The 24,967-nt window shown below is 63.3% G+C and carries 23 protein-coding genes and 1 tRNA gene; 15 read left to right on the plus strand and 9 right to left on the minus strand.

Going from position 1 to position 24,967, the window contains the following annotated elements:
- Window positions 1-320, plus strand: a 320-nt coding sequence (locus QZ266_RS09135; RefSeq protein WP_295694257.1) for a hypothetical protein, incomplete at its 5' end; no start/stop codon positions are given.
- Between the two features lie 32 nt (window positions 321-352).
- Here the strand turns inward: QZ266_RS09135 and QZ266_RS09140 are convergent.
- Window positions 353-1,216: a hypothetical protein gene (locus QZ266_RS09140; protein WP_295694259.1), complete on the minus strand. Its 864-nt coding sequence runs from the start codon at window positions 1,214-1,216 to the stop codon at window positions 353-355.
- A gap of 69 nt (window positions 1,217-1,285) precedes the next feature.
- On the opposite strand from QZ266_RS09140, the gene QZ266_RS09145 reads away from it, so the two are divergent.
- The 5 genes from QZ266_RS09145 to QZ266_RS09165 all read left to right on the plus strand — a co-directional run bounded on the left by QZ266_RS09145 (window position 1,286) and on the right by QZ266_RS09165 (window position 5,604).
- Window positions 1,286-1,741 (plus strand): potassium channel family protein, encoded by a 456-nt coding sequence (locus QZ266_RS09145; RefSeq protein ID WP_295694262.1) that lies wholly within the window; start codon window positions 1,286-1,288, stop codon window positions 1,739-1,741.
- Window positions 1,742-1,837: 96 nt separating this feature from the next.
- On the plus strand, window positions 1,838-3,847 hold the full coding sequence (locus QZ266_RS09150; protein WP_295694264.1) for an acetyl/propionyl/methylcrotonyl-CoA carboxylase subunit alpha: 2,010 nt from the start codon (window positions 1,838-1,840) through the stop codon (window positions 3,845-3,847).
- Between the two features lie 30 nt (window positions 3,848-3,877).
- Window positions 3,878-4,417: a DUF805 domain-containing protein gene (locus QZ266_RS09155; protein ID WP_295694267.1), complete on the plus strand. Its 540-nt coding sequence runs from the start codon at window positions 3,878-3,880 to the stop codon at window positions 4,415-4,417.
- A 90-nt stretch (window positions 4,418-4,507) separates the two neighbouring features.
- A complete protein-coding gene (locus tag QZ266_RS09160) occupies window positions 4,508-4,960 on the plus strand; it encodes a DUF805 domain-containing protein (RefSeq protein WP_295694270.1) in 453 nt (150 codons plus the stop codon).
- A 113-nt stretch (window positions 4,961-5,073) separates the two neighbouring features.
- Window positions 5,074-5,604, plus strand: coding sequence for a hypothetical protein (locus QZ266_RS09165; RefSeq protein ID WP_295694273.1), 531 nt, complete (start codon window positions 5,074-5,076; stop codon window positions 5,602-5,604).
- Here the strand turns inward: QZ266_RS09165 and lipB are convergent.
- Entirely contained in the window at window positions 5,601-6,287 is a 687-nt protein-coding gene (gene lipB / locus QZ266_RS09170; RefSeq protein ID WP_295694274.1) for a lipoyl(octanoyl) transferase LipB, read from the minus strand. The genes QZ266_RS09165 and lipB overlap by 4 nt on opposite strands.
- Before the next feature lie 82 nt (window positions 6,288-6,369).
- Here lipB and QZ266_RS09175 point away from each other — a divergent pair, with 82 nt between their 5' ends.
- Together QZ266_RS09175 and QZ266_RS09180 are read left to right on the plus strand one after the other, a co-directional pair.
- A complete protein-coding gene (locus QZ266_RS09175; RefSeq protein WP_041637474.1) occupies window positions 6,370-6,618 on the plus strand; it encodes a FliM/FliN family flagellar motor switch protein in 249 nt (82 codons plus the stop codon).
- A 63-nt stretch (window positions 6,619-6,681) separates the two neighbouring features.
- Window positions 6,682-6,768 (plus strand) — tRNA-Leu (locus QZ266_RS09180).
- 85 nt (window positions 6,769-6,853) lie between these two features.
- Here QZ266_RS09180 and QZ266_RS09185 read toward each other — a convergent pair.
- Window positions 6,854-7,792, minus strand: coding sequence for a hypothetical protein (locus tag QZ266_RS09185; RefSeq protein WP_295694278.1), 939 nt, complete (start codon window positions 7,790-7,792; stop codon window positions 6,854-6,856).
- Window positions 7,793-8,022: 230 nt separating this feature from the next.
- On the opposite strand from QZ266_RS09185, the gene mgtE reads away from it, so the two are divergent.
- The 5 genes from mgtE to QZ266_RS09210 all read left to right on the plus strand — a co-directional run bounded on the left by mgtE (window position 8,023) and on the right by QZ266_RS09210 (window position 14,439).
- Complete coding sequence (mgtE, locus tag QZ266_RS09190) at window positions 8,023-9,414, plus strand: magnesium transporter (RefSeq protein WP_295694281.1); 1,392 nt, start codon at window positions 8,023-8,025, stop codon at window positions 9,412-9,414.
- Window positions 9,415-9,465: 51 nt separating this feature from the next.
- A complete protein-coding gene (locus QZ266_RS09195) occupies window positions 9,466-10,410 on the plus strand; it encodes a kelch repeat-containing protein (protein ID WP_295694285.1) in 945 nt (314 codons plus the stop codon).
- A 78-nt stretch (window positions 10,411-10,488) separates the two neighbouring features.
- Window positions 10,489-12,576: a lysozyme gene (locus QZ266_RS09200; protein WP_295694286.1), complete on the plus strand. Its 2,088-nt coding sequence runs from the start codon at window positions 10,489-10,491 to the stop codon at window positions 12,574-12,576.
- 78 nt (window positions 12,577-12,654) lie between these two features.
- Window positions 12,655-13,827, plus strand: a complete 1,173-nt coding sequence (locus QZ266_RS09205; protein WP_367178228.1) for an isovaleryl-CoA dehydrogenase — start codon at window positions 12,655-12,657, stop codon at window positions 13,825-13,827.
- A 108-nt stretch (window positions 13,828-13,935) separates the two neighbouring features.
- Window positions 13,936-14,439, plus strand: coding sequence for a lysozyme inhibitor LprI family protein (locus QZ266_RS09210; protein ID WP_295694289.1), 504 nt, complete (start codon window positions 13,936-13,938; stop codon window positions 14,437-14,439).
- A 13-nt stretch (window positions 14,440-14,452) separates the two neighbouring features.
- On the opposite strand, the gene QZ266_RS09215 is transcribed toward QZ266_RS09210, so the two are convergent.
- From QZ266_RS09215 to QZ266_RS09225, 3 genes are read right to left on the minus strand one after another with little or no spacing between them, the layout of a single operon-like run.
- On the minus strand, window positions 14,453-15,478 hold the full coding sequence (locus tag QZ266_RS09215; RefSeq protein ID WP_295694292.1) for a transporter substrate-binding domain-containing protein: 1,026 nt from the start codon (window positions 15,476-15,478) through the stop codon (window positions 14,453-14,455).
- Between the two features lie 11 nt (window positions 15,479-15,489).
- A complete protein-coding gene (locus tag QZ266_RS09220; protein ID WP_295694295.1) occupies window positions 15,490-16,545 on the minus strand; it encodes an amino acid ABC transporter substrate-binding protein in 1,056 nt (351 codons plus the stop codon).
- Window positions 16,542-19,295, minus strand: coding sequence for a glycoside hydrolase family protein (locus QZ266_RS09225; RefSeq protein WP_295694298.1), 2,754 nt, complete (start codon window positions 19,293-19,295; stop codon window positions 16,542-16,544). Before QZ266_RS09225 ends, QZ266_RS09220 begins: the two co-directional genes overlap by 4 nt.
- A gap of 197 nt (window positions 19,296-19,492) precedes the next feature.
- On the opposite strand from QZ266_RS09225, the gene QZ266_RS09230 reads away from it, so the two are divergent.
- The gene (locus tag QZ266_RS09230) at window positions 19,493-19,717 is read left to right on the plus strand and encodes a hypothetical protein (protein WP_295694300.1); all 225 of its coding nucleotides are present in this window, start codon (window positions 19,493-19,495) and stop codon (window positions 19,715-19,717) included.
- Here QZ266_RS09230 and QZ266_RS09235 read toward each other — a convergent pair.
- The 3 genes from QZ266_RS09235 to QZ266_RS09245 all read right to left on the minus strand — a co-directional run bounded on the left by QZ266_RS09235 (window position 19,714) and on the right by QZ266_RS09245 (window position 23,248).
- Window positions 19,714-21,456 carry a patatin-like phospholipase family protein gene (locus QZ266_RS09235; RefSeq protein ID WP_295694304.1) on the minus strand — a complete coding sequence of 581 codons (1,743 nt, stop codon included), beginning with the start codon at window positions 21,454-21,456 and terminating at the stop codon, window positions 19,714-19,716. The two genes, QZ266_RS09230 and QZ266_RS09235, sit on opposite strands and share 4 nt — an antisense overlap.
- A 127-nt stretch (window positions 21,457-21,583) precedes the next feature.
- Complete coding sequence (locus QZ266_RS09240) at window positions 21,584-22,219, minus strand: hypothetical protein (RefSeq protein ID WP_295694305.1); 636 nt, start codon at window positions 22,217-22,219, stop codon at window positions 21,584-21,586.
- Window positions 22,220-22,408: 189 nt separating this feature from the next.
- Window positions 22,409-23,248 carry a DUF5694 domain-containing protein gene (locus QZ266_RS09245; protein WP_295694308.1) on the minus strand — a complete coding sequence of 280 codons (840 nt, stop codon included), beginning with the start codon at window positions 23,246-23,248 and terminating at the stop codon, window positions 22,409-22,411.
- Window positions 23,249-23,378: 130 nt separating this feature from the next.
- On the opposite strand from QZ266_RS09245, the gene QZ266_RS09250 reads away from it, so the two are divergent.
- Window positions 23,379-24,967: carboxyl transferase domain-containing protein (locus tag QZ266_RS09250; RefSeq protein WP_295694310.1), on the plus strand; the 1,589-nt coding region annotated here is incomplete at its 3' end.

The following is a 24,967-nucleotide window of genomic DNA, read 5'->3' on the forward strand; positions in this document are numbered from 1 at the left end:
GGGTCGAATTCCTGACCTATGCCTCCCAGGTGTCGCCATGGGTGTTCATCGGATGGAGCATTTATCTGTCCGGCTATGTGATTGCGACGCTATTGGTCTGGCGGTCCAGGCTGGCACTGGCGACGATGATCTACTTCGCCAGTGCCGCGCTTCACGCCTACATGTGGTTTGTCTTCACATCCTCGGCCCCCGGGCTCATCTACGGCATCACGATCGGTTCCGTGTCGGACACGATCACAAATGTCCTCGACCTGGGGCTGATCGCTTATCTCATCATTATGCTCTTCCGCCGAAATGCGCTGAAACCCCAGGCGGGCTAGGACGGGGTTTCCTGACGGGGGCTGCTTCGCCGCTAGCGCGTCGGCCTGGGCCGAATGGCCGGAAGCAGGCCGACGACGAAAGTGACAAGCAGAAGGCCACCCAGGGGGTATAGCGCGTGGGCGAGCGCATTGCCTTCTGGCATGCCGGCCAGCAGGACCAGCGCGATAACCAGCCGTCCGCCGCGTATGCGGGCATGGCTGAGCGGTTCACCGCGCGCATCACAGACGCTGGTCGGCTTCGGGCAGAGGAAGGCGCTTGCGAGCCCGATCGCGACCAGACCGCCAATGATGGTCATCAATGTTGTCGAGGCGGCTGCCGGCCACAAGAGGGCGCCGAAATCGCCTTCCAGCGTGATCAGCTGCCAGACGGTAAAGGAGAGGGCAATCAGGGCCGCGATCAGGGCGAGCGAGCGGGACCGGTCAAGCTGGACATCGATCGCGATGGCGATGGCGGCGACCACGCCCATCAAGGCATAGCCTTCCGAGAAGACGGAGAAGCCGGCGAGGATCAGCACCATCACCAGATCACCGGGCTTGGCCGGTTGCCCGACCGTGCGGTTGACGGTTCGCGCCGCCATGAGTGCAAACGCCAGCGTCCAGACGGCAACCGGCAGGCCGAGCACCAGGGCGTAGAGCACCAGTGCGGCGCTGGCGAACGCGGTCAGATTGCGATCGGGATCGGCTTCCCGGCCCAGCGCCCAGACCAGGAAACTGACCAACATCCCTTCCAGCCCTGTGATCACGGCATTCACGGCACCGCCGCCTGCGGAGGTGTAGGCATAGATCCCGAGACCGAGTGCGATCAGCGGCAGGGCAATCAACACGGCGCGATTGGTTGGATATTTCGCTTCCAGCGGCCGGGCGATGGAGGTCAGGCGATAAAGGGGTTTGCTCATTGATCGATTCCTCTTTGCACCGGAGACTAGGACGACTCGCGCGCGCTGACAGCCTCGGAGGGATTGCGAATGATGGATGCCATGCTCGTCTCGACCGGAATGGCTGTCTGGACCGTGCTGGTGCACATGGTGGGCCTCGGCTCGCTGCTGGCTCTGGCGCGCTTCCGGACCAGTCGAATCGATCCGCGCGGATCGGTTCTCCGGCAGGCCTTGTTCATCCTCATCATCGTTCTGGGCCTGTTCGTCGTGCACGCGGTCGAGATCTGGAGTTTCGCACTGGTTTATCTCGCGCTGGGGGCCGTGTCGGGCTTTGAGGAGGCGCTCTATTTCTCCACCTCGACCTTCACCACACTGGGCTATGGCGATGTCATTATCGACAATGACTGGCGGTTGGTTTCGGCGATGGAGGGCTTTACCGGATTCCTGATGATCGGCTGGTCGACCGCCTTCCTCGTCTCCATTGTCGGCAAGCTGCGTGCCCTGGAAGCGGACTGGCTGGACCGCCCGCATGACCCGGATGACTGAGGCGAGCCGCCGCCGCCGCTTGCCGCCCGCGGGCAAGCCACGCTAAACCCGTGACAATCGTGCGGTATCCACCCGCACACGGATCAAGGGGCCAGCATGTTCAAGAAGATCCTGATCGCCAATCGCGGTGAGATCGCGGTTCGTGTCATCAAGACCTGCCAGCGTCTGGGGATCGCCACTGTGGCGGTTTATTCCGAGGCGGATGCCGACAGCCTTGCTGTCGAGATGGCGGATGAAGCGGTCTTCATCGGACCGCCGGCACCGGGCGAGAGCTATCTCGTGCTCGACAAGATCCTCGACGCGGTGAAACAGACCGGCGCCGATGCCGTGCATCCCGGCTTCGGTTTCTTGTCCGAGAACCCGGCCCTGCCCAAGGCGCTTGAAAAGGCCGGTGTCGGCTGGATCGGCCCGAATATCCACGCCATCGATGCGATGGGTGACAAGATCCGCTCCAAACAGCTCGCCGCCAAGGCAGGCGTATCGACGATTCCCGGTGCAGATGGCGAGATCGCCGATGCCGATACCGCGCTCGCAGCCGCCAAGGCGATCGGCTATCCGGTGATGCTCAAGGCCTCGGCCGGCGGTGGCGGCAAGGGCATGCGGATCGCCCGCAGCGACAGCGAGGTCCGCGAAGGCTTCAAGGCTGCCCGCAATGAGGCCAAGTCGTCCTTTGGCGATGACCGCATCCTGATCGAGAAATTCATCGAGGAGCCGCGTCATATCGAGATCCAGGTGATGGGCGACAAGCACGGCCATGTCATCCATCTCAATGAACGCGAATGTTCGATCCAGCGTCGCAACCAGAAAGTCCTCGAGGAGGCACCATCACCCTTCCTCGACAAAAAGACCCGCGAGGCTATGGGTGCCCAGGCTGTCGCGCTCTCGGCTGCGGTTGATTATGACAGCGCCGGCACGGTCGAATTCATCGTCGACAAGGACAAGAATTTCTATTTCCTGGAGATGAATACCCGCCTTCAGGTCGAACACCCGGTCACCGAATTGACCACCGATGTCGATCTGGTCGAGCTGATGATCCGGTCGGCCTTTGGCGAGCCGCTGGGCCTGACCCAGCGCGACGTGCCGATCAAGGGCTGGGCCGTGGAAGCCCGGCTCTACGCCGAAGACCCCTATCGCGGATTTCTGCCCTCGATCGGTCGCCTCAAACGCTTCCAGGAGCCTGCGGAGGGCAAGCTGGGCAAGGGCGAGCTGCGGATCGATTCCGGGGTTCGCGAGGGCGACGAGATTTCGCTTTTCTATGACCCGATGATCGCCAAGGTGATCGGGTATGGCAAGGATCGCGAGACCGCAATCGACACGCTGGCTGCGGCCCTTGACCGGCTTCATGTTGAAGGCCTGCAATCGAATGCTCCCTTCCTCTCGGCGGTTCTGGACGAAGCGGATTTCCGCGCCGGACGCATTCATACCGGCTATATCGGCGAGCATTATCCGGAGGGCTTCAACGGCACTGCGCCGCGCGAGGAGCAGCTTGTCGCGATGACGTGCGCCGCGGCTTTTGTGCACGAGACCTTCGTGCGCCGGGCCAGCCAGATCGAGGGACGCATGCGGCCCGCCGACGAGCCGGATGTCCGTGAATGGGTCGTGCTGCTGGACAAGCGTCGCATCCCTGTCGAGATCGAGATGACCGCTCCGGGGCGGGCCAGCATCTGGGCGCCATCCCTGGCGTCGGAACGGCTTGAGCTCGACACCGAATGGCGGGCCGGTGAGCATTTGTTCGAAGCCATGATCAATGGCGAGACCATTGCCCTGGAATTCGCCGACCGGACCGAAGGTTATAAATTGCGCCATCGCGGATTCTCTGCCGTGGCCCTTGTCTGCACGGCTCGCGCGGCCGAGCTGCATGCCCTGCTTCCGGAAAAGGAAAAGCCGGACATGGCCAAGCTGGTCGTCTCGCCCATGCCGGGTCTGGTCGTCTCGCTGGAAGTCGAGGAAGGCCAGTCCGTCAAGACCGGTGAGCCATTGGTGATCGTGGAGGCAATGAAGATGGAAAATGTGCTGCGGGCTGAAACCGACGGCACGATCAAGTCCATCAAGGTCGAGCCGGGCGCCTCCGTCGCGGCTGATGAACTCCTTGTTGAATTCGATTAGGCCGGGGTCATCCCGGGGAAGGCAGACGCGATGAATTGGCAATTCCTTTTGCTCGACCCGAATGGCCGGATCGCGGCCCGGGAGTACTGGATCGGTGTCGCGATCATTGTCGGCGGGAATATCCTGGCCGATATCATCCCGATCCTCGGCGGTCTGATCTGGCTCGGCCTGATCTGGGTTGGCCTGTGCGTCTATGGAAAGCGCCTGCACGATACCGGCCGCAGCGCGGCCATCCATGCGGTGCCGTGGATCGCCAGTTTTGTGCTCTCCGTTCTGGCCGTGCTCATGGTGGGCGGCGCTATCCTGTCGGGCCTCATGTCCGGCGAAAATGTCGGTCCCGGACTATTCCTGTCGGCGGGTGGCGGCCTGCTCTTTCTGGGTGGGTTGGGCATGCTGATCTGGGCTGGCTATACGGTCTGGCTGGGATTGGCGCTGGGGGAGAATGGCCCCAATCAATACGGTCCCGAGCCCGTGATCGATATCGAAGCGACATTCGGTGATGCCACGGAACCCGGGAACCAGCAGGCCGATACCGAGACGAAGGCGAGCGACACCGATACGACGCGCTAACCGTGTTTCGCGTGTCGGGCGAAAATGGCGTGGAGAATTCGCGGAATCCGCGTAGGCTCCTTCTCCTCATGACAGGGGAGGGTCAAAGCCATGTCGATCGACAATTTCATTCTCAAACCCGCAGAGGCCAAACAAATCCTGTTTGGCTCGGCCGGTAAGCTTTCACCGCAGGACTTCGCCAAGGGCATCATCGCGATCGTGGCGATCAATCTGGTGATGCAGTTTCTGACCTTGCTGCCCGGCATTGGCATGCTGGTCGCGATCATCGGTATCGTGGTCGGACTGGCCTCGATCTATGCGTGGGTGTGCGTCTATTCCAAGCGCTTCCATGACGCGGGCAAGTCCGGTTGGATGACCATTGGCGCCTTTCTTGGTGTCGTCATCGTTGCTGTGGCCGTCAGCTTCATTCTCGCCCCGGTTCTCAATGGTGGGGCTTCATCGACCGGCTTCGGTATGGCGACGACTTTCGGCGGCGTCCTGGCGTCCAATCTGGCCAGCGTGATCGCGAACGGTGTGGTCGGATACTTCGTCTACAAGATGTAGCCAGACCGACCGGGTGTGCCGCGAGACGGTTTTCGCGCCGAATTCTGCTTGATTGAGGCCGGTTCCCGGGTAGATACGGGGACCGGCCCTTTCTCTGCCCACAGGATGACCCCATGAACCCGCTCGCCCTGCTCATGCCCACGCACCGCGCCTCGGTCTCAGCCTTTGTGCTGGGCCTGGCTCTTCTGGCAATGATCGATGCCTTGCGGCTGGCCTTCGGGACAGCGCCGATTCCGGGCTTTATCCCGCTCTTCGTGATCTGGTGGGTTTGCTTCTCGCTCTTTGCAAACCGGCGGCGTCATGCCGGACGGAATATCGGGCTTGCCGTTTTGCCAGTCCTTCTCGCCATCCTTGCCAAGGGCATCGGCGCGATGGTCGGGATCGGCACGCAGTTGTTCGCGGGGATGATGACCTTCGCCGAGGAGCAGGGTGTCGACACGACGGACCAGATTGCCTTGAACGAGGCCATGATGGATCCGGGCTTTCAGCCGGCTTTTCAGGCCTGGCTCGAGGCGGATGAGGCGCGTTTGCTGGAAATGGTCAGCGCTGGCGCCTGGCCGTCATTCATCGCCTTCTGGGTTGTCGCCGGTGTGTTCGGTCTATGGTTCGCGACCCTGCAGCGCAACGGGTCGGGGACGGCTTAGAGCGCTTCTGCGGCAAGCGAGGGCGCTTCGACCCGCCGGACATCACCGAAGGCATCCGTCCAGGCGAGGTGCAGCGCCACATCGAAATCCGCCATCGAGACCCGGTGCCCGAGATCGGCCAGCGAGGTGACGCCGTAAAGCGGGTTTGAGATGCCGCACGGGGTGATTCCCGTGAAATGGCCGAGGTCGGGATCGACATTGAAGGCGATGCCGTGGAAGGACACCCAGCGGCGCAGGCGCACGCCGATGGCCGCGATCTTGTCTTCGCGGCCATTGCTGCGATTGACCCAGACACCGACGCGCCCCTCGCGGATGCCCGCCTCGATGCCGAATTGCGCCGCCGCACCGATCAGCCAGGCTTCCAGCGACTGGATGAATTTGCGCACATCGCGACCGCGGCGTGTCAGATCCAGCATGACATAGGCCACGCGCTGGCCTGGCCCGTGATAGGTGTATTCGCCGCCGCGCCCGGTCTCATGGACCGGGAATCGGTCCGGCGCGAGCAGGTCATCGGGCTTCGCGCTGGTCCCGGCGGTATAAAGCGGCGGGTGTTCCAGCAGCCAGACGAGCTCTTCGGCTTCGCCGGCCGCAATCGCGGCGGCACGCGATTCCATGAAGGCGAGGGCGGGTTCATAGGCCGTCAGGCCGGGCGAAACAGCCCATTCGACGTTTTGTAATGCCATATCTTGAAGTCTTAACGCTGCGGAAACCGTATTGGCCAAACATCTGCCTCGCGATGAGGATCCGCAAGTCCTGGAGTGCGACGTGAGTCAGATCAGTTCGGTGGAAGTGGAAATATCAGTCCTGTTGGGCCGGTCGAAGATGCCGATCCAGCAATTCCTCCGCATGGGACGCGGTGCGGTGATCCCGCTCGATTCGGGCGAGGACGACCAAGTGTGGATATTGGCCAATAATCATCCCATCGCGCGCGGGGATGTTGTCATCCAGGGCGATCGCATTGCCGTGTCCATCACGGGACCGGCAGATGCCAATGAATTCTTCGCAGCTGCATAAACCGTTGCAATACCCTCTTCACAAGGTGCGGGGATGTTGCTATCTCCCGCGCCTCCATGACGTGCGGTCGTGGCGGAATTGGTAGACGCGCAGCGTTGAGGTCGCTGTGGGGTAAAACCCGTGGAAGTTCGAGTCTTCTCGACCGCACCATCACTCTCCCGAGCGAGAGCGATAAGAATCCTTGAAATTTGCGCTCCCTGAGATCCGCGCGGCCGTCGTGTCGGCCTGCGATCGCTCAGTTGTGCCGACTGTCAGTCTTCGCGCGGTCGGGGGCCAGCACCGCCAGGCGATAGGCTGCGGAGACGCAGGCGATACTGCACAGGCAATAGGCGACAATCAGCAGGTTGAGCGGCAATTCCTCGAAGACCAGCGTCGCCCAGTAGCGCGCTGTTCCGAAATCACCCGGTAGTTCACCAGGCCGGACCGGCAGATTCCCGACGATCACGTCAATGAGCGCGCTGGACCACAGCATGACCGGGATAACGAGGGCCGTTGCGGCGAGGGCGAGAATCCACAGGCTGGTTGCCAGGCCGGGCCCGGCACCGGCCGAACGTTGCAGTGCACCCCCGAACCAGTCGCGCTGCCCGAGTACGCTCGCGGGATAGAGAAAGCTGAGACGGGCAAACAGGATGCTCAGCCGGATCGCCGCGATGCCGGCCAAGGCACTGACGAGATAGAGCGGTCCATCGCCCGTCACGCCGGCATAAGCGGCCAGCGCCACCAGAAGGGCGGCGCACAGGAAGACGAGGGCGGCTGCAGCAAGGCCCAGAAGGCCGAACACGACAGAGCGCAGCAGGATACGCCAATAGCCGGTCTCCGGCATTTCGATCCCGGCGTCCCGGGCGGGTCTGTCGAGAAGGGCGCGATGTCCAAGAAAGATCAGGACCGCCGTCATCATCGTGTCGAAGAGAGAGGTCGAGCGTCCGATCAGGCTGTAGAGCAGGCTGACCACGGTATAGCCGACACTGACGCTGATCCACAGAAGCACCAGGCTGCCGGCGCACTGACTGGCGGTCTCCACGGCCAGCGACAGGACCGCCCGGGCGGATGTCGCGGACGGACCGGTGGTTGGGCGCAGGAAGCTCAGGAGGATGAGGCTCGCAAGGGCAAGCCCGCCGCCAATGCCCAGCCCGATCAGAACCGGCCAGTTTTCTTCCCGAAACAAATCGAACACGCAGCGCCCCCGCAAACCCCGACTTTTTTGTTTATCCTGTCATCTCGGGGCGTCAATGTGGCGGTCGGCGCTGCACAGGGCAGCAATCGCGCCCGAAATCCGCCATTGAGTGCGTGTAGATGCGGATTCCCGGGGCGGTCGATTGAGCTTGTACGGACAGGCGGTTAAGACTGCCGGGGCCGCGCGCTGACAGCGAGCGGTCGAACCACCGAACTTCCACGGAGGCCTGCATGGGCGAAGCCGCTTTTGATGACGACGTCCTGATCGATTCGCCTGCTCGGGCGGATACGGATCCGGAATTTGTCGGCAATCTGCGGCAGGCCATTGCGGATGCGGATGATGATCTCGTCCGACGCATGCTGATGCCATTGCACGAAGCTGACATTGCCGACGTGCTCGAACAGCTCTCGGGCAATCAGCAAGCGGCCCTGGTGGAGCTCGCCCCGGACATCTTTACCGGCGAAGTTCTCGCTGAGCTCGAGCCGGATTCGCGCGAAGTCGTGATGGAATATCTGGACACCGCGCATCTGGCGGCGGCGATCCAGGAACTCGATTCCGATGACGCGACGGAAGTCGTCGAGGAGATGGATGACGAGACGCGCGCCGCCGTGCTCGCGGAAATCTCCGACAGTGATCGCGAAGCGGTTGAGCAGAGCCTGTCCTTCGAGGACGAGACGGCCGGCCGTCTCATGCAGCGCGAATTCGTGGCCGCGCCGGAATTCTGGTCCGTTGGACACGCGCTGGACCATATGCGGGATGCAAGCGAGGACCTGCCGGACACCTTCCACGACCTTTTCGTGATCGATACCGGATTTCGCCCGGTCGGCGAGATCCCCGTCTGCCGCTTGTTGAGCGCGCGCCGGGACGTCGCCCTGAGCGATCTGATGGAAACGCCGCGCATCCTCGTCGCGCCGGAAACAGACCAGGAAGAGGTCGCCTATCTCTTCCAGAAATATCACCTCGTCTCGGCGCCGGTCGTCGACGCTGCCGGACGGCTGACCGGCATGCTGACGCTGGACGATATCGTCCACGTCATCCAGGACGAGAACAAGGAAGACATGCTCGCGCTCGCCGGCGTCAACGATGCCGGCCTGGCCGATACCGTCTATCGCTCGGTGCGCTCCCGCGCGCCCTGGCTTCTGGTCAATCTGGCGACCGCCATTCTCGCCTCGGCTGTCATCGCCCTGTTCGAGGGCGCCATTTCGCAGGTCGTGGCGTTGGCGGTCCTGATGCCGATCGTCGCGTCGATGGGGGGCAATGCCGGGACCCAGTCACTGGCTGTTGCCGTGCGCTCGATTGCCGAGCGTGATCTGACCGCAGCCAACGCCTTGCGGGTCGTCTGGCGCGAACTGGCCACCGGAATGGTCAATGGGATCATCTTCGCCATTGTGATGGGCGCGGTGACAGTCGTCTGGTTCCAGGACTGGCAGCTCGCCGGCGTGATCGCGGCGGCCATGGTGCTCAATCTCGGATGCGCAGGCCTGTCTGGCATTCTCATCCCGCTGGGCATGGTGCGGGCCGGGGCCGACCCGGCCGTGGCATCGTCCGTCTTCGTGACCACGGTAACCGATGTTGTCGGCTTTCTCGCATTCCTGGGGCTGGCGACACTCGTCCTCTTGTGATGATATTCCGGTGTGGGTCGGCGAGGACCTGACCAATCGAATGGTGAACACGTGCGTTATATTGCCCTTATCCTGAGCCTTCTGGCCTTGGTTGCCGGACCTGTTTCCGCCCAGGGAGGATGGGAGACCGCCGCCCGGCTGGACGCCTCACGCGCCGGACTTGGCGTTGTCGTGCATGAGGGGCGCATCTATGCGGCCGGTGGATCCGGGCTGACCGATCCGCGCGACGAGTTTGAAAGCTATGATCTGGAGCTGGACCGCTGGTTCCCGGAAACACCCTTGCCGCGCGGCCTGGAACGTTTCGGAATGGCCTCGATCAATGATCGGATCTATGTCGCTGGCGGCTATGCCCGCGGCGAGGATGGCGTTGCGCCCAGCGCCGGTGTTTGGTCCTGGTCTTTCGCTGGCAATATCTGGCAGAGCGAGGCGGCCATGCCCGCCGCGAAGGCGGATCTGGCCCTGGTTGCATTCGGGGACGCGCTCTACGCCTTCGGTGGCTTGAATGATGATGGAAATGCCTTTGTCTTCGACCCTGAAGCACGCAGCTGGGATACGCTTGAGGCGCCGGCCGACGTGACTCGCCGAGGCATGGCGGCTGCCGTCATCGAGAGCCGCATCTATCTGGCCGGTGGCCGACTCGATGGGGAAACCGTGACCCGGTTCGATGTGTTCGATCCGGAGACCGGTGCTTGGGCCCGGCTCCCTGACCTGCCATCTCCGCGTTCAGGCGCTGCGGTGGCGGTGCTGGATGGGCGTATCCATCTTCTCGGTGGCCGGGGCGCGGATGCGCGCGAAACGCTTCAGACGCATGTCTCCTGGCAACCGGGCGACACCGCCTGGCGCGAGGAAGCGATGCTGCCCGCTCCGCGAACCGGAGGCGGCGCGGCCGTGCTCGATCACGAAATCTATCTGATCGGCGGCGGGTCCGGGGGTGGTTTTCTGGCGCCATTCACGGCTCTTGATACGACCGATGTGTTTGATCCGGGGCGTGAATAGGGCTCCGGCGTCAGGCTTGCAGAGGTCGAGGCATTCTTTGACGCGCTGTCCTGAAACGGAACACGCATGAAACCGCGATTGAAAACTTCTCCGGCTGCCCGCGACCTGATCAAGCGGTTCGAGCCTTTCCGAGCTGAGGCCGTCCAGAGTGAGGATGGCCGCTGGGTGGTTGGCTATGGCCACCGCGCGGCCGCCAAGGCGGGCGTGAAAGTGACCGAGGATGAAGCAGCACTTCTGCTCATCTATGACGTCATGCGCGCCGAGGAAGTCGTCGATGACAGCATTACCGGCCCGCTCTCGCGTGGCCAGCGGGATGCGCTCACCTCCTTTGTGCATGATGTCGGCGTGGACCGTTTCCGCGGGTCCGACGTTGCGCGCTATCTCTTTGAAGGACGGGCCCGCGCTGCCGGTGAGGCGCTGGCGATCCATGGCGATGATGTCTCCGCGCGACGCGAGGCCGAAAGCACGCTTTTCCTCGATGCCCTGATGCCGGCCAAGCCGGGTCAGTCCCGCAAATCCGAGCCGGTCGAGCTGGTCATCAAGATCGAGCATCCCAGTGAGGAACGCGTGCTGGAAGGCGCGATCAGTGGTGGCGACACCCCGCCGCCGGAAGCCTATTCCGATCTGCCGCCACCGCCGCCACCGCCGGATGCCGGTCTGGCGCGTCGGCGGGAAGCCGAAGACGAGATCGCCCGCATCCTGGCCGCCGTCGAAGCGCTGCCGCCGGAAGTGCGACAAGACCTCGCCGGACCGTCGATGGAGCCTGTTGCCGAAGCGGTCTCCGACATGCGCGACGATCCGATCGAGGCCGAGTATCAGGCTGTCGAGCCGGACGTGTCCGAGGTCGACGCCGAGGGTGACGCAGCGCCGGCCGACGCCCCCGAAGCCGCGGATGAAATGGCAGATATCGTCCCGGTAGAGGATGAGGCCGCCACCGAGCCAGTCGTCGAGGCCAACGATGCGCCGCAGGCCCAACTGGACCCGGAAACGGCTGCAGACCGCGTGATCGCGCGTATGGACGAGGAAATCGGCGAGGCTGCGACGGCGCAAGCTGAAAGCGTCGCTGAAGCTGAAGCCGAGGCGCCGACCGCCGAAGCCACACCGAACGCGTCCACGCCCGAGCCTGAGGTCGAGCCCGAGGTCGCGCCTGAGATCGAGCCCGAGGTCGCGCCTGAAATCGAGCCCGAGGTTGAGCCGGAACGCCCGGCCGCTGCGGCCCCGATCGCCGCTTTCGATCTTCCGGAAGGCACGGGGCTGGGTTTCGTCCTGGCCAATCGCCAGCCGGTCGCCGACCCGGAACCAAATGCACCGATTGCTGAAACCGAGCCCGAGATTGCGCCTGAAGCCGAACCGCAGCGGGCGGCGACCTTGCCGGAGCATTACGCGATGGCGCTGCCTCAGGGCATGGGGCTGGGCTATGCGCTGACCAGCGTCATGGAAGGGCGTTTCCTCACCGAGGACGAGGCTGGAGCCGAGCCGGAAACCGAACCGGCAGCCGAGCCAGCCGCGGAGGCGGAGCCCGCTGTGGCCGCCGACGTTTCAACCGCGCCGGATATCGATGTCGATGCCGAGCCGGTGGTCGAACCGGCTGCTACGGTCGAAGCCGAAGCCGAAGCAGAAGCAGAAGCCGAAGCCGAACTGCGCCCTGCCGACGAGGCGGAGATACCGGCCGAGATCATTGAGCGGACTGTCAGCCTCTCCGGCGACGATACACCGCCGCCGCATCCCGCCGACATGCCGGCCGAGGCTGCAGGAGCCGTCGGTGAGGTCGAGGGCGAGCCTGTCTCTCCGTCAGACGCAATCGAACCGGGGGCCGATGCCCTGGCGGCGGAAGATCCGCTTATGGACGGGGCTGACCCGATGTCCGGTTCCGACGATGATTTCTCACCCCGGGACCTGGCTGCCGATGTGCACGCTACGGATGATCGCCCGGGACCGCGTTCCGACGAAGGGATGTGGACTTTCCTGGCGGTCCTGGTCGCCGGCGTATTGCTGGCAGGTTTTGGCAGCGTGCTGGCTGCGGCCGAGTGGGACTACATCATGGCCCAGCGCGAAATGACGCTGAACTTCGGCATGGCCCTCGCGGGATTTTTCCTCGTGATTGTGGCTGGATGGCAACTCGCGTCCATTTTGCTGTCCAAGTTGAAACAAAAGGCCGGCAACTAGCCGTTTTCGCGCCATTCTGTTTCGCGGCCCGCACCGGTCTCTCTTGACCCGGTCGTGGGCCGTGATACATCGCGCGGCATGATACCGAACCAATACCCCTCGCTTGATTTCAACCTCGGTGACACGGCCGAAATGATCCGTGACACCGTCCGTTCCTTTGCCAGTGACGAGATCGCGCCTCGCGCCGCCGAGATCGATCAGACGGATGTCTTCCCGCCGGATCTTTGGCAGAAGATGGGTGAGCTCGGATTGCTGGGCATCACCGTGGGTGAAGAGGATGGCGGCACCGGGCTGGGCTATCTGGAACATGTCATTGCGATGGAGGAGATCTCCCGCGCTTCGGCATCGGTTGGCCTGTCCTACGGCGCGCACTCCAATCTCTGCGTCAATCAGATGCGGCGCTGGGGCAATGTCGAGCAAAAGGCGAAATACCTGCCCAAGCTGATCTCCGGTGAACATGTCGGATCGCTGGCCATGTCCGAACCGGGTGCCGGTTCCGATGTTGTCTCGATGAAGCTCAAGGCCGAACGCAAGGGCGATCATTTCGTGCTCAATGGCTCGAAAATGTGGATCACCAATGCGCCGGCCGCGAATACGCTGATCGTCTACGCCAAGACCGATACCAGTGCTGGCTCGCGCGGGATCTCCGCCTTCATCATCGAGCGCGGCATGAAGGGTTTCTCGGTCGCCCAGAAACTCGACAAGCTGGGCATGCGCGGCTCCGAGACAGGCGAGCTGGTCTTTGAGGATTGTGAAGTGCCCGTCGAGAACATGATGGGCGATGAGGGCAAGGGCGTCGAAATCCTGATGTCGGGTCTCGATTATGAACGCGCCGTGCTGGCGTCGGGTCCGGTCGGGATCATGCAGTCCTGCATGGACGTGGTGATGCCCTATATTCGAGAGCGCAAGCAATTCGGCAAGTCGATCGGCGAATTCCAGCTCGTCCAGGGCAAGCTGGCTGACATGTATGTGCGCATGAATGCGACGCGCGCCTACGTCTATGCCGTGGCCCAGGCCTGCGATCGTGGCCAGACCACGCGCAAGGATGCGGCCGGCGCCATCCTCTACGCCGCCGAGGGCGCAACCCAGATGGCGCTGGACGCGATCCAGCTTTTGGGTGGCAATGGCTATATCAATGAGTATCCGACAGGGCGTCTCCTGCGCGATGCCAAACTGTATGAGATCGGGGCCGGCACAAGCGAGATTCGCCGCTGGCTGATCGGCCGCGAACTCTTTGACGAGACGAATTAGTCAGCCGGTCTGATCGCTGGAACACCAAGAAGGCCTCGATCCACACGGATCGGGGCCTTCTGCATGACCGGGCCTGATACAGCTGCTAGCCTGACGCCAGGAGGACGCATGATGAGAGTGGTATTGGTCTTCACACTGGCCTTGGCAGGCTTGCTGGGGTGTTCCGCGGAAATGTCGGCGGCCCAGCCGGGCGGCATGGATCGACTGTCGGCCTATGACACGATTGATGCCTGTCTCTATCGCGAGGGCGACGGGGGCAGTCGTCAGGCCTGCATCGGTGAATACCGGACTGTTTGCGAGGCGCTGTCGGTTGATGGCGAGACCATGGCCGGCATGATGATATGCGCCGGTGAGGAGTATGAAGCCTGGGATCGCTGGCTCAATGACGCCTATCGGGAATTGCGCGAAAGCCTGCCCGAAGCCTCCATCGCCGATTTGCGCGAAGCCCAGCGCAGCTGGACAGCCCATCGCGACCAGGATTGCCTCTTCCTGTCCGGCCTGTATGCGGGCGGATCAATGGAATCGCTCGAGCAGGCGGCCTGTCTGACCCGCAAGACAGCCGAGCGAGCGATCGAGCTGATGCACTGGGATCGCGACTATCCGCCTTTTTGAGGCCTAGTTCGGGTCAAAGCGGCGGCGGCAGGATCATGCCGCCCTGTCGCCACAAGGCGCTCGGCCCGCGCTCGATTGGCAAGTTGCTCTCCGGTCCAAAGGAGCGGTCATAGATCTCCGCCAGGTTTCCGGAGGCCTGGATCGCACGAATGGCCCATCCCGGTTCGAGCCCGAGTGACGCACCGGATGAGTTCAGCCGCGCGAGCTGAGACGTCCAGGCTTGGGTATCCGTCGTGCGCACTTCGGCCGCAGTCAGGTTCAGGTCCTCGGCCGTCGCAAGGACGTAAAATGTCCAACGGACAATGTCCGTCCAGTGGTCATCGCCCTGTCGGGTGCCGATCGAAAGAGGCGAATAGGCCAAGCGGCCGCCGACAAGGCGGTGTTCGTCCGGATCGGGCAGTGATATCTGGAGCGCCCGCAGCGCAGCCTGACCGTCCGCGATCCCGATACAGCGGCCTTCCAGATAGGCCTGGCGATATTGTTCGGCGCTGCCGACGGGAAGGATATTGATGATCGCAGTCGAGGCCGCGGCGAGGTCACTCATGATCACCTCGGACGGGCCGCCGGCTATGACGCACACGGTTCGGTCATTGAGCATGGCGAGGTCCGTGATCCCGCTTTCCTCCGAGACCAGAACCTTTTCCTGGTCCACGAAGAATGGTCCCACGAACTGAACGGACTCCGCCGTGTCGCGGGTGAAGGTCCAGGTCGTATTGCGCAGGATGACGTCAATCTGGCCGGAGCGCAGGGCGGTGAAACGATTGCCGGCGGTGACCGGTATAAACTCGGTCGCGTTCGGGTCGCCCAAGGTCGCAGCCGCGATTGCCCGGCAGAGATCGGCGGACATGCCGACCCACTCGCCTGATGCGTTGGCCATCGACATGCCGAGCTGTCCCGGATTGACCCCGCAACGCAGATAGCCCCGCTCCTGGGCAGAGGCGAGCGTGTCTTGCTGGGCCCAGGCGCTATCGGACAGACCGAGAAATGCCAGTGCCCCGGTGACGAGGCTGAGGCCGAAATGGCGAATCATATCAGGCATGGCCGGGATCCTCATTCGAACGGCGCCGGAAAGATCATGCCACCATCCTGCCACAAGGCACTGCGGCCACGGTCGATGGGCAGTGCGCTGCCAGGTCCGAAAGCGCGGTCATAGATCTCGCCGAGATTCCCAACCGCCTGGATCGCGCGGAGCGCCCAATTGGATTCCAGACCCAGCAAAGCGCCGGACCCGCCATCATCGCTGATCATGCGCCGGATGATGGGATGGCGGGACCCGATGGATAGTCGCTGCACGTTGGCCTGCGTGACCTCCAGTCGCTCGGCCGTCGCCAGCGCATTGAACGTCCATTGCACGATATCGTCCCACTTGTCATCGCCGTGCCGGACGGCGAGCGAAAGCGGCGACAGCGCCAGTTGTTCATCCAGGGCCCGATGACCGTCTGCGTCGATTTGTGCAGCCCGCAGCGCTTCCAGCCCCGCCTTGCCGTCGGCGACGCCGATGCAGCGACCGCTTTCATAGGCGCGCGCATAGTCCTCGGTCCCGGTGACCGGAACAAATTCGATCTCGATGCCCAGCTGCGCCTGGTAATTGCGCAGGACCGTTTCGGTGAGGCTGCCAGTGACAGCGCAGACCGGCTGTCCGTCCAGTTCGGCGACCGAGGTGATGCCGGTGTCGGCGCGGACCATGACGCTTTCGACCTCAATGAAATAGGGCCCGATGAAATCGACCCCCTGTGTCGTGTCGCGCGAGAAGGTCCAGGTTGTCGTCCGGCTCAACATGTCGATTTCGCCGGATTGCAATGACGTGAAGCGGGTTCGCGCCGTCACCGGGATGAAATCAACGGCATTCGGGTCGCCGAGTGTCGCTGCCGCGATCGCCCGACACAGGTCAACACCCATGCCATCCCAGCGGCCACGCGCGTCCTGGCGGGCCATACCGGTCTGAGAAGGGTTGACGCCACAGCGCAAACTCCCGCGGTCCTGAATGGCGGCCAGTGTCTCGGAATGAGGAGTTTCGACAGACTGGGCGTTGCCCGGCGTTGCCGTGCCATGCAGCAAGGCGATGACAATCAGGGCTCCTGTCGCGGTCAGGCTGAGCTGGTTCATGATCTGAACCCCATCGTGAATAGCGCGGCGGCGCTGGCGCGAAGTTCGCCCCAATTGGTGAGCGCCTGACCTGCCGCACCGATCTGGCCATCATCCCAATAGCCGATCGCGGCCAATGCCGCCTGGGTGTTGCCCTGGTTGATATAGGTCATGACGGGCGTCCGCCGGAAGCGGCGTTCGCCCATCGTATAGGCGAGGATCGTCAAGGCTTCGATCTGGAGGGGTTCCAGGGGGCGAGCGAGCTGATTGGTAATTTGTGCCCGGACATTCGCGAGGTCGGCCCGGAGTTGGTCGCGGGCGGCCGCTTCATCCATACGGTTTGGGGTGCCGCTGAGTGGCATCACCGAGCCATAGCCGATCATGCCCCGGTCCGCGTCGATTTCCACGCGTTCAGTCATGAGCGGAATGTTGGCAATGATCACGCTTTCCGCAATGTCGGCATCGGGCGAGAGGCTGAACAAGGCCCGCTCGGCATGACGCCGACGGTCCAGGCCCCGGATGACCGTCAACTCACCATTGATGCGGGCCTGGTTCCAGGCCAGGAATTGATCGGCCGCGTCAGCCAGATTGCCTTCATTGAGAACATTGAGCAGCGTGCTTTCCGCGACGCGGTTCCGCCCGACATTGTAGGAGAGGGACAGGATGGCCGCTTGCTGGTTGGGCGACAATTCTGTCTCGACTGACGGTTCCAACCCGCGCCAATCGGTTTCGACATAGTCTTCCAGATAGCGCATCGCCTGATCGGCGGTGATGTGCTGTCCGGGCCCGATATCCGGCCCGGTCGTTCCGAAACCAATTGTCCAGACACCGACGATGTCCTGGTAGGCATCCAGCTCAAGGCCCTCGAACATCCGGATGAAGTAGGCGGCATTCCGCATACCGCTGGCTGCAGAAAACGCCTGGGCGACTTCAACACTCGGCGCAGCGACGGCTTCGGCTTGCGGGCGTGTGGCGGCGACAAGATCGGCCTCGCTTGCGTCGGGCGCCACGTCGATACCCTGTTCCTCGAGCGTGCGCGCCAGCCGGACCTCATGAAGCCGGTCCCGGGCGGCTCCCTGCGTAACCGCCAGGAAGAGGGCGGTCTCATAGGCGCGTCGGCGCAGCAGTTGTTCGTCATGGGCTATGCGTCCGGCCTCGGTCCGGAATGAGGAAAAAGCGAGCTCGCGAGCGACCGCATACACATTATTGTCGCCCAGGCGTCGGCAGATAGCGGACCTCGAAAAGGTCTCGACCGAGATCGAGACGGCGAAGGAGGCCAGCGCTTCCATCTGATTGGCGTTCAGGGGGGCAGGCGAACAATCCGCCACCGCGGAACGCGCCCGATTGAGGGTGGTGTCCAGATGCACGCCGGGCTCAAGGTCGGCGTCGACCCCGGTTTGCGGGAAGGCAGCGATAATCGCGCCCGCGCCGTGCCCGCGTGTCGGCAGTTCAAACAGGGCCCGTTCGATGACACGTCGCCGCCTGACGGACAATGTATCCTGGATTGGCCCCGAAGGCGCGACCGCCAGGCGTTCGATGGCGTCAGGCAATTCGGCGAACTCACCGGATTCCAGCGCCTGATCAATCCCGGCCGCATGCAGGCGATTGCTCGAGGTTGAGCTGGTCACAGACAGGATGGCGGCTTTTTGCCAGTCGTCCAGCGTCGAAGCGCGAGATTGTTCCAGAACACGCCTCCATGCCTCGAGTCTGGCGACTTGCAGGTCATCATCGACAAGCAGGGTCCGGCCCGACCGCGAAGACGGGAAGGTGTCATCGATGTTCAAGACGGTCAGCGTCGCGACCGTGTCGCTGACCGCGCGGACACTGCGTGTTTCCGATCCGACAAGGGAGGAGAGCGAGGCGCGTGTTGCTTCGCGGCGCGAGGCCTCGCGGGTCAAAATACTGCGTTCGGCCTCGTCAAGGCGAGACAGAAGCCGGTTGGAGCCAAGCGTGCCGACCAGTGGGCCGGCGCGCTCGATATCAGAGCCAAAGCGGATCGACAGGTGCTGTCGGTCATCAGTGTCCTCAGCGACGATGACACTCGCCTGATAGGCGACCCGGATGACGTCACTATAGGGCGTGCGGAGCGTGTCAGCGAAAGCGCGTGCGAGCGCGGACACTTCCGGTTCGACCGTGTCCGCACCGTCTGGACCGTCAAGAATTTCATCGGCCTGGGGTGTCCGGCTGCCCTCCGAGGCGGCAAAGATCTGCATCTCGTTTTGGTCGAGAATCTCATCGGCGAGCGATATCGCCATCACCGGCGTCGGGCCTTCCAGCAGTGGGCCCGGCAGCGTCCTGTCCAGAATCACAAGCTTGATTCTAGGTTCCCGCCCGGCGGGCGGGCGAAAGCTACCGGCGAGTCGTACCAGCTCCGTATCGACGGTGCCCGGCGCCCAGTCGGCCGCGTCCACCGGGATCAGAAAATTCTCGCCATTGACCTGTGCGACATGGCCGGAGTGATAGAATACCGCGACGCCTCCGGTATCCATGCGGGCCTCGAACACACGCATATACTGAACTGTCTGAGCCCAATTGAGGTTGTGGAGAGCTCCGCCGCCGACAAGCGTGAAGCCCTGTTTGCGCAAAGCATCGGCGACAAGGTCGGCATCGCGCTCGGCGCCATCAAGGCGTGTGAAATTCCGGTAGGCGGCGTTGCCGATGACCAGGGCGACGCGTTCCTCCACGGCGGGCGGATAGGACTCGACCGCCGGTCCGCCGGGCTGGCAGCCGGTCAGAGCCATTAAAAGCCCTGTCAGGAAAATGAGCCGCATCAGGCCCGACATCTCACCCCCAAAACATGGTCCAGATCGCTGCATCTGGTTTAATTTCGCAATTATTGCGCCAAGCCATCAAAATGACACCTGATTCTCCACACAGGAGATTGGTCGGCGATAACAGGGAGCGCATTCGGCGTGCACGCAGGTTCGGTGGGTGCTAGCTTGCGTGTCAATCAGACGGAGCGTCAGGCATGAAATTCTTGGCAGACCTGTTCAAACCCCTGCTGACCATTCTGGTGACGATCGTCGGGCTTGCGTTTCTGGCGTCAGTACTCTCGCCGCGCGCGGACGACGTTATCGAATCCTGGGTGCCGCTCTGGGCGACGGTGGAGCCGGCTGAAAACATGGTGCGCGGCTGGCTTGGTCTGCATGAAACCGCCGAGCCTTCCTGGTGGCACTTCTGGGGCCGCAACTAGCCTGCAGGCTTCAGGCCCAGCGTTACCCGCATGGCGTCATCTATGCCGGCCAGCATGCCCTGGGCGGCGTCATAGCCGGCGTCGCGGACTTCCTCGAACTTCTCCCATTCTCGGATATCGATCGAGGTTTCCGGCAGGATGAGCAGATCGGCGGCTTCGCGGCCGATATCGCGGTGATCGGCGACGCCGATCGTCGCGGCCCGCATCAGCAGGGAGGCAATGGGCGGCGGTGATTTCAGGCCGTTCTTGCGCACCCATTCGATGAAGCCGGGCGGGTCTTCGAAATCGGCCGGATTCAAACCCTGGGCCCGGGTGACGTCGACGCCGACCACCGGTCCACGATGGAAGGCGCGCATCTCGCGGGCCGGGAAATTGGTGAAAACAGCGCCATCGACCAGGATCTGACCGTTCACCACGACCGGTGGCAGCAAGCCTGGAATGGCGATCGAGGCGCGCAGGGCATGCCGCAAGGAGCCGGTTCGGTGCACTTCGGGGCGACCGCTGGCGAGATTGGATGACAGGCAGAAGAAGGGACGCACCATTTCGGCAATCTCGACATCGCCGAAATGCTCCTTCAGGCGGGCATCGACCTTCTCGCCCTTGGCCAGCGAGACCACAGGCAGGGTCCAGTCATCCAGCGGATTGGAGTCGACGAAGGCCTTGCGGATGCGCTCTTCCAGCTCGTCATCGGACCAGTCCAGTGCGATTCCGGCGGCAATGATGGCGCCCATTGAGGCGCCGCCGACGAAGTCGAAGGGCATGCCGGCCTCACGCAGGGCGCGGATGGCGCCCATATGGGCATAGGCCCGCGCGCCACCACCGGAGACGACAACCCCGACCGAGCGCCCGGCCAGTGTGCGCGCGAGGCGGGCGGTATCGGCGACATGCTGGTTCTGGCGCCAGTGAAAGACCCGCGCCGCATCTGCGGCATTGGCCCAGTCCTGCGGGCGCGAGGCGGCGGTGACGCCACCGGGGTGCAACAGGACGACATCAAGCAGTTTCAGCCGCATGGCGGGTGAGGGGTCGTCAGGCAGGAGCGGGGTTGAGGGCCGCGCATCCGCCCGCGCCAAAAGCCACATCCGGTCGGCCCGCCCCATGGCACGCCTTGCCCAAGCCGGATTGGAAAAGCGGGCAGCCAGCAGCACAATGTCGTACTCCTGCTCCAGCGCATCCAGCTTCTGTCCGCTCCAGTCGGCACAGGTCTCGTTCGCGATTCCGCAGCTGACTCCCATGGCTTCGAGGGTGGATGCGAGTTCCTTGGCCCGATACTCGATATCAATCGTCGGCGATGTGCTGATCAGGGCGAAGACCCTGGGCTCTGACCCGGCCGCGCGCCGCGGGCCGCGAAGCCGGGCCAGCATCATGCGCGACAATTCCCGCATCAGGCTGGCATGCTTGTTGGTCAGGCGTTCGAAACTGGCTTTGGGCAGGCGCACAAGCTCGCTGTCGCGCAGGGCATAGACGCTGGCCTGGTGCGGCGTCTCGTCCAGCATCGACATTTCGCCGACCGGCTCACCGGCGCGGATATAGCCCATCAGGTCGGGTCGACCCAGTGCACCGCTCCGGAAGGCGGCCAGGGCGCCGGAGCGGACCAGATAGATCGCGTCTGCCTCATCGCCTTCGCGGAAGAGAAGCTTGCCGGCCGGCAGGCAGAACCACTCGACCTCATGTTCGACGGCGTCGAGCACGGATTTCTCGACCCGGTTGAGGAAGGGAAGGAAGGAGAGGTTGAGGGCCATGGGTCCGCCAGCGGCTTAAATCGGCAACCAGTCTAGGGCCGCTCGGCGGGCTTGTGAAAGGGGGATGGACCGCGTGCGTCTTCCCCTGCCGCTTGTGACTCACGAACGGCCGGTCAGGAAAGGCGGATCAGAAGCGGCGGCGCAGGACGAGATGGCCGACCGGCCGGACCGTCCGGGACTGGCTCTCGCCAATCGCCTCGGCATCCATGCGATCGAGATCCTCGAGAAGGGGCATGTGTTCGCCGGTATCGGGATCGAAGAGGACCATCTGGTCCTCACTGGAGTCCTGGAAATAGGCACCACCTTCCATAGTGATGCTCCAGGCGTCCATCGTGCGCACGGTAATCCCGGCCCCGAAATAGCGGGTGAGGGTGTCGATATTGGAGCGGGTCAGCTCTTCCGACAGCTCGGCATGGGGAAAGGCGGACCAGGCGGGCGCATCGGCCTGCCGCATCCAGGCCGGAATGGCGCGGTCGCTGCGTGGCGAGATGGTGCCGGCCGACAGGTAGAATTCATCGCCAAAGGGATGCACGTCGATCTGACCGGAGACGGCCGAAATCTCGGACAGGTCTGCCCGGTCGGTCCCGATCAGGACGGGAACGTTTGAGGTAGTGGAAGTATTAATGCGCCAGCGCAGGACGGACGCCTCACCGGCCTCACTGATTCCCGCCACCCAGGCCGCCGAATCATTGACGTCCTGTGCGTTGGCAATACTTGATGCGGACGCACAAAGTGCGGCAACAACAATAACTTGTACGCGCATGGGCACCTCCCACAAGAACCGGAGCGAGTTTAGCGTATTCCGGCTCCAATCCCCATCAACCTGTGAGGGAGGACTTAATCATGTCTTAACCGGATGCGGGACTCATTAAGAATTCGCGCCGTCGGTTCGACATCGCAACCTTACGCGGTTGCATCCTCCCTGCCAAGCTAAGGTCAGGCCTCATTCGGGCTATTCCGTGGCAGGCGCCGGCGACTCCACAAGATAATCAAGCGATTCTATCCAGGTGATGTTCGGGGCACCCTGGAAATAGTCGTCGAGCAAGGCCTTGTGCCCGGCGCCGTACACGACAAGGACGCGCTCGCCCGGTTCTGCAATGCGGGCGATATTCGCGAAAATCTGCAAGTTGCGACCCCACCAATTGGTCATTTCGCGGGCACCGGCGGGATTGTCCGCACCGCCCATCTGGGCGAGGATGAGGTAGAGATTATGCATCTCGCGAAGGTCGTCGGAGTTTTGCGAGATCATCCGCTCGAGAATGCTCCGGTCCAGCGACTCGGTTTTGGCCAGATAGGCTTGGACATCCCCGATATAGCTTTCCCACTCCGCCATCAGCGCCGACTGGTCGGCCGCTGCGGCCGCGGACATCATCGCGTCGAAATCCATCCCGCCCGGCGAGTCGACGGCATAGAGACGATCATGGCCGAGGCGTGCGGCGAGCCGCATGCCGATCTGCTGGCGCTCATTCACGCCGAGCTCGCGCTCACCGGCGACGAATTCGCCGTAGCGGGCATTGAATGCGGCTTCGTGCTCAGGCGTGAGTTCAACCGCAATGCGGGTCGGCGCGAAGGCTTCCAGACGATCCAGAATTTCGGCGATCTCGGCTTGACGGTTGGGCGCGAGGAAGTCGTCAACCTCGGGATTGATCATGTCCTGACCGCCACCGGTGAAGTGGAAAGTGCCAAGCACCATGACTTCGGCCTGTGGACGGGGCTCCGCGTCCTGGGCGTGGCTGATAGGCGCCAGGCTGACCCCGACGGCGAGACTGATGGCTGTCACGATTGCGCGCATGATTTTCTCCCCTGCGTCTGCATTCCCTGAAACAGGATGCGACCAGTGCGGGGTTTGGATGCATGATTGTTTGCGTTCGACGCGGTGTGCGGGTTAATCAGCCAGCACGATTGCAGCTTTCGGGGCCTCCATGACCAAGATTGTTTCCGCGCTCGATACCCAGGCCGCCAGCTTCCAGGAGAATGCGGCGGCGATGGACGGCCTTGTGGCTGACTTGCAGGTCCGCACGGCGGCTGCGGCGGTCGGCGGATCCGAGAGGTCCCGCGAAAAACACCTGTCGCGCGGCAAGCTCTTGCCCCGAGACCGCGTCGAACGCCTGCTCGACCCGGGTTCGCCCTTTCTCGAGATCGGCGCCCTGGCCGCGAATGGCATGTATGAGGGCAATGTCCACGGGGCCGGCATGATTGCCGGGATCGGCCGTGTCTCCGGTCGCGAGGTGATGATTGTCTGCAATGATCCGACCATCAAGGGCGGCGCCTACTACCCGATGACGGTGAAAAAGCATCTGCGGGCGCAGGAAATCGCCATGCAGAACCGTCTGCCTTGCGTCTATCTGGTCGATAGCGGCGGCGCCAACCTGCCGCATCAGGCCGAGGTCTTTCCCGATCGCGACCATTTCGGGCGCATCTTCTACAATCAGGCCAATATGTCGGCCGAGGGCATTCCCCAGATCGCGGTTGTCATGGGTTCCTGCACGGCGGGCGGTGCCTATGTGCCGGCCATGTCCGACGAGACGGTGATTGTCCGCAAGCAGGGCACGATCTTCCTGGCCGGTCCGCCGCTGGTGAAGGCCGCCACGGGCGAGGTGATCTCCGCCGAGGATCTGGGCGGGGCCGATGTCCATGCCCGCGTCTCGGGCGTCGCCGACCATTACGCCGCCAATGACGAGCACGCCCTGTACACGGCGCGCCGGATTGTCGGCACGCTCAACTCGGTCAAGCAGGTCGATCTCGACCTCACCGATCCGCGTGAGCCGGCCTATGACCCGGCCGAGCTGGACGGTGTCGTGCCGGCGGATATTCGCGCGCCCTACGATGTCCGCGAGGTGATTGCCCGCCTGGTTGACGGCTCGGAGTTCGACGAGTTCAAGAAACTCTATGGCGAGACCCTGGTTACAGGCTTCGCCCGGCTCTACGGCATGCCCGTCGGCATCATTGCCAATAATGGCATTCTCTTCTCCGAGAGTGCCCAGAAGGGGGCCCACTTCATCGAGCTCTGCGCCCAGCGCGGCATCCCTCTGGTTTTCCTGCAGAACATCACCGGCTTCATGGTCGGCTCGAAATATGAGGCCGGCGGTATCGCCAAGGACGGTGCCAAGCTGGTCACTGCCGTTTCGACCTATCGCGGACCGAAATTCACCGTGATCATCGGCGGCTCCTATGGTGCCGGCAATTACGGCATGTGCGGCCGCGCCTATTCCCCGCGCTTCCTCTTCATGTGGCCCAATGCCCGCATCTCCGTCATGGGCGGTGAACAGGCCGCTGCCGTTCTGGCCACGGTCAAGCGCGACGGCATGGAAGCGCGCGGCGAGGACTGGTCGCTGGACGAGGAAGCCGCCTTCAAGGCGCCTGTGCGCGACGCCTATGAGGCTGAGGGTAACCCCTATTTCTCCACCGCCCGCCTGTGGGATGACGGCATCATCGCCCCGTCCGACACGCGCCGCGTGCTGGGCCTGTCCCTGTCGGCCGCCCTGAATGCGCCGATCGAGAAGACGAAGTT

Source organism: uncultured Maricaulis sp. (genome assembly GCF_905480005.1).
Lineage (GTDB): Bacteria > Pseudomonadota > Alphaproteobacteria > Caulobacterales > Maricaulaceae > Maricaulis.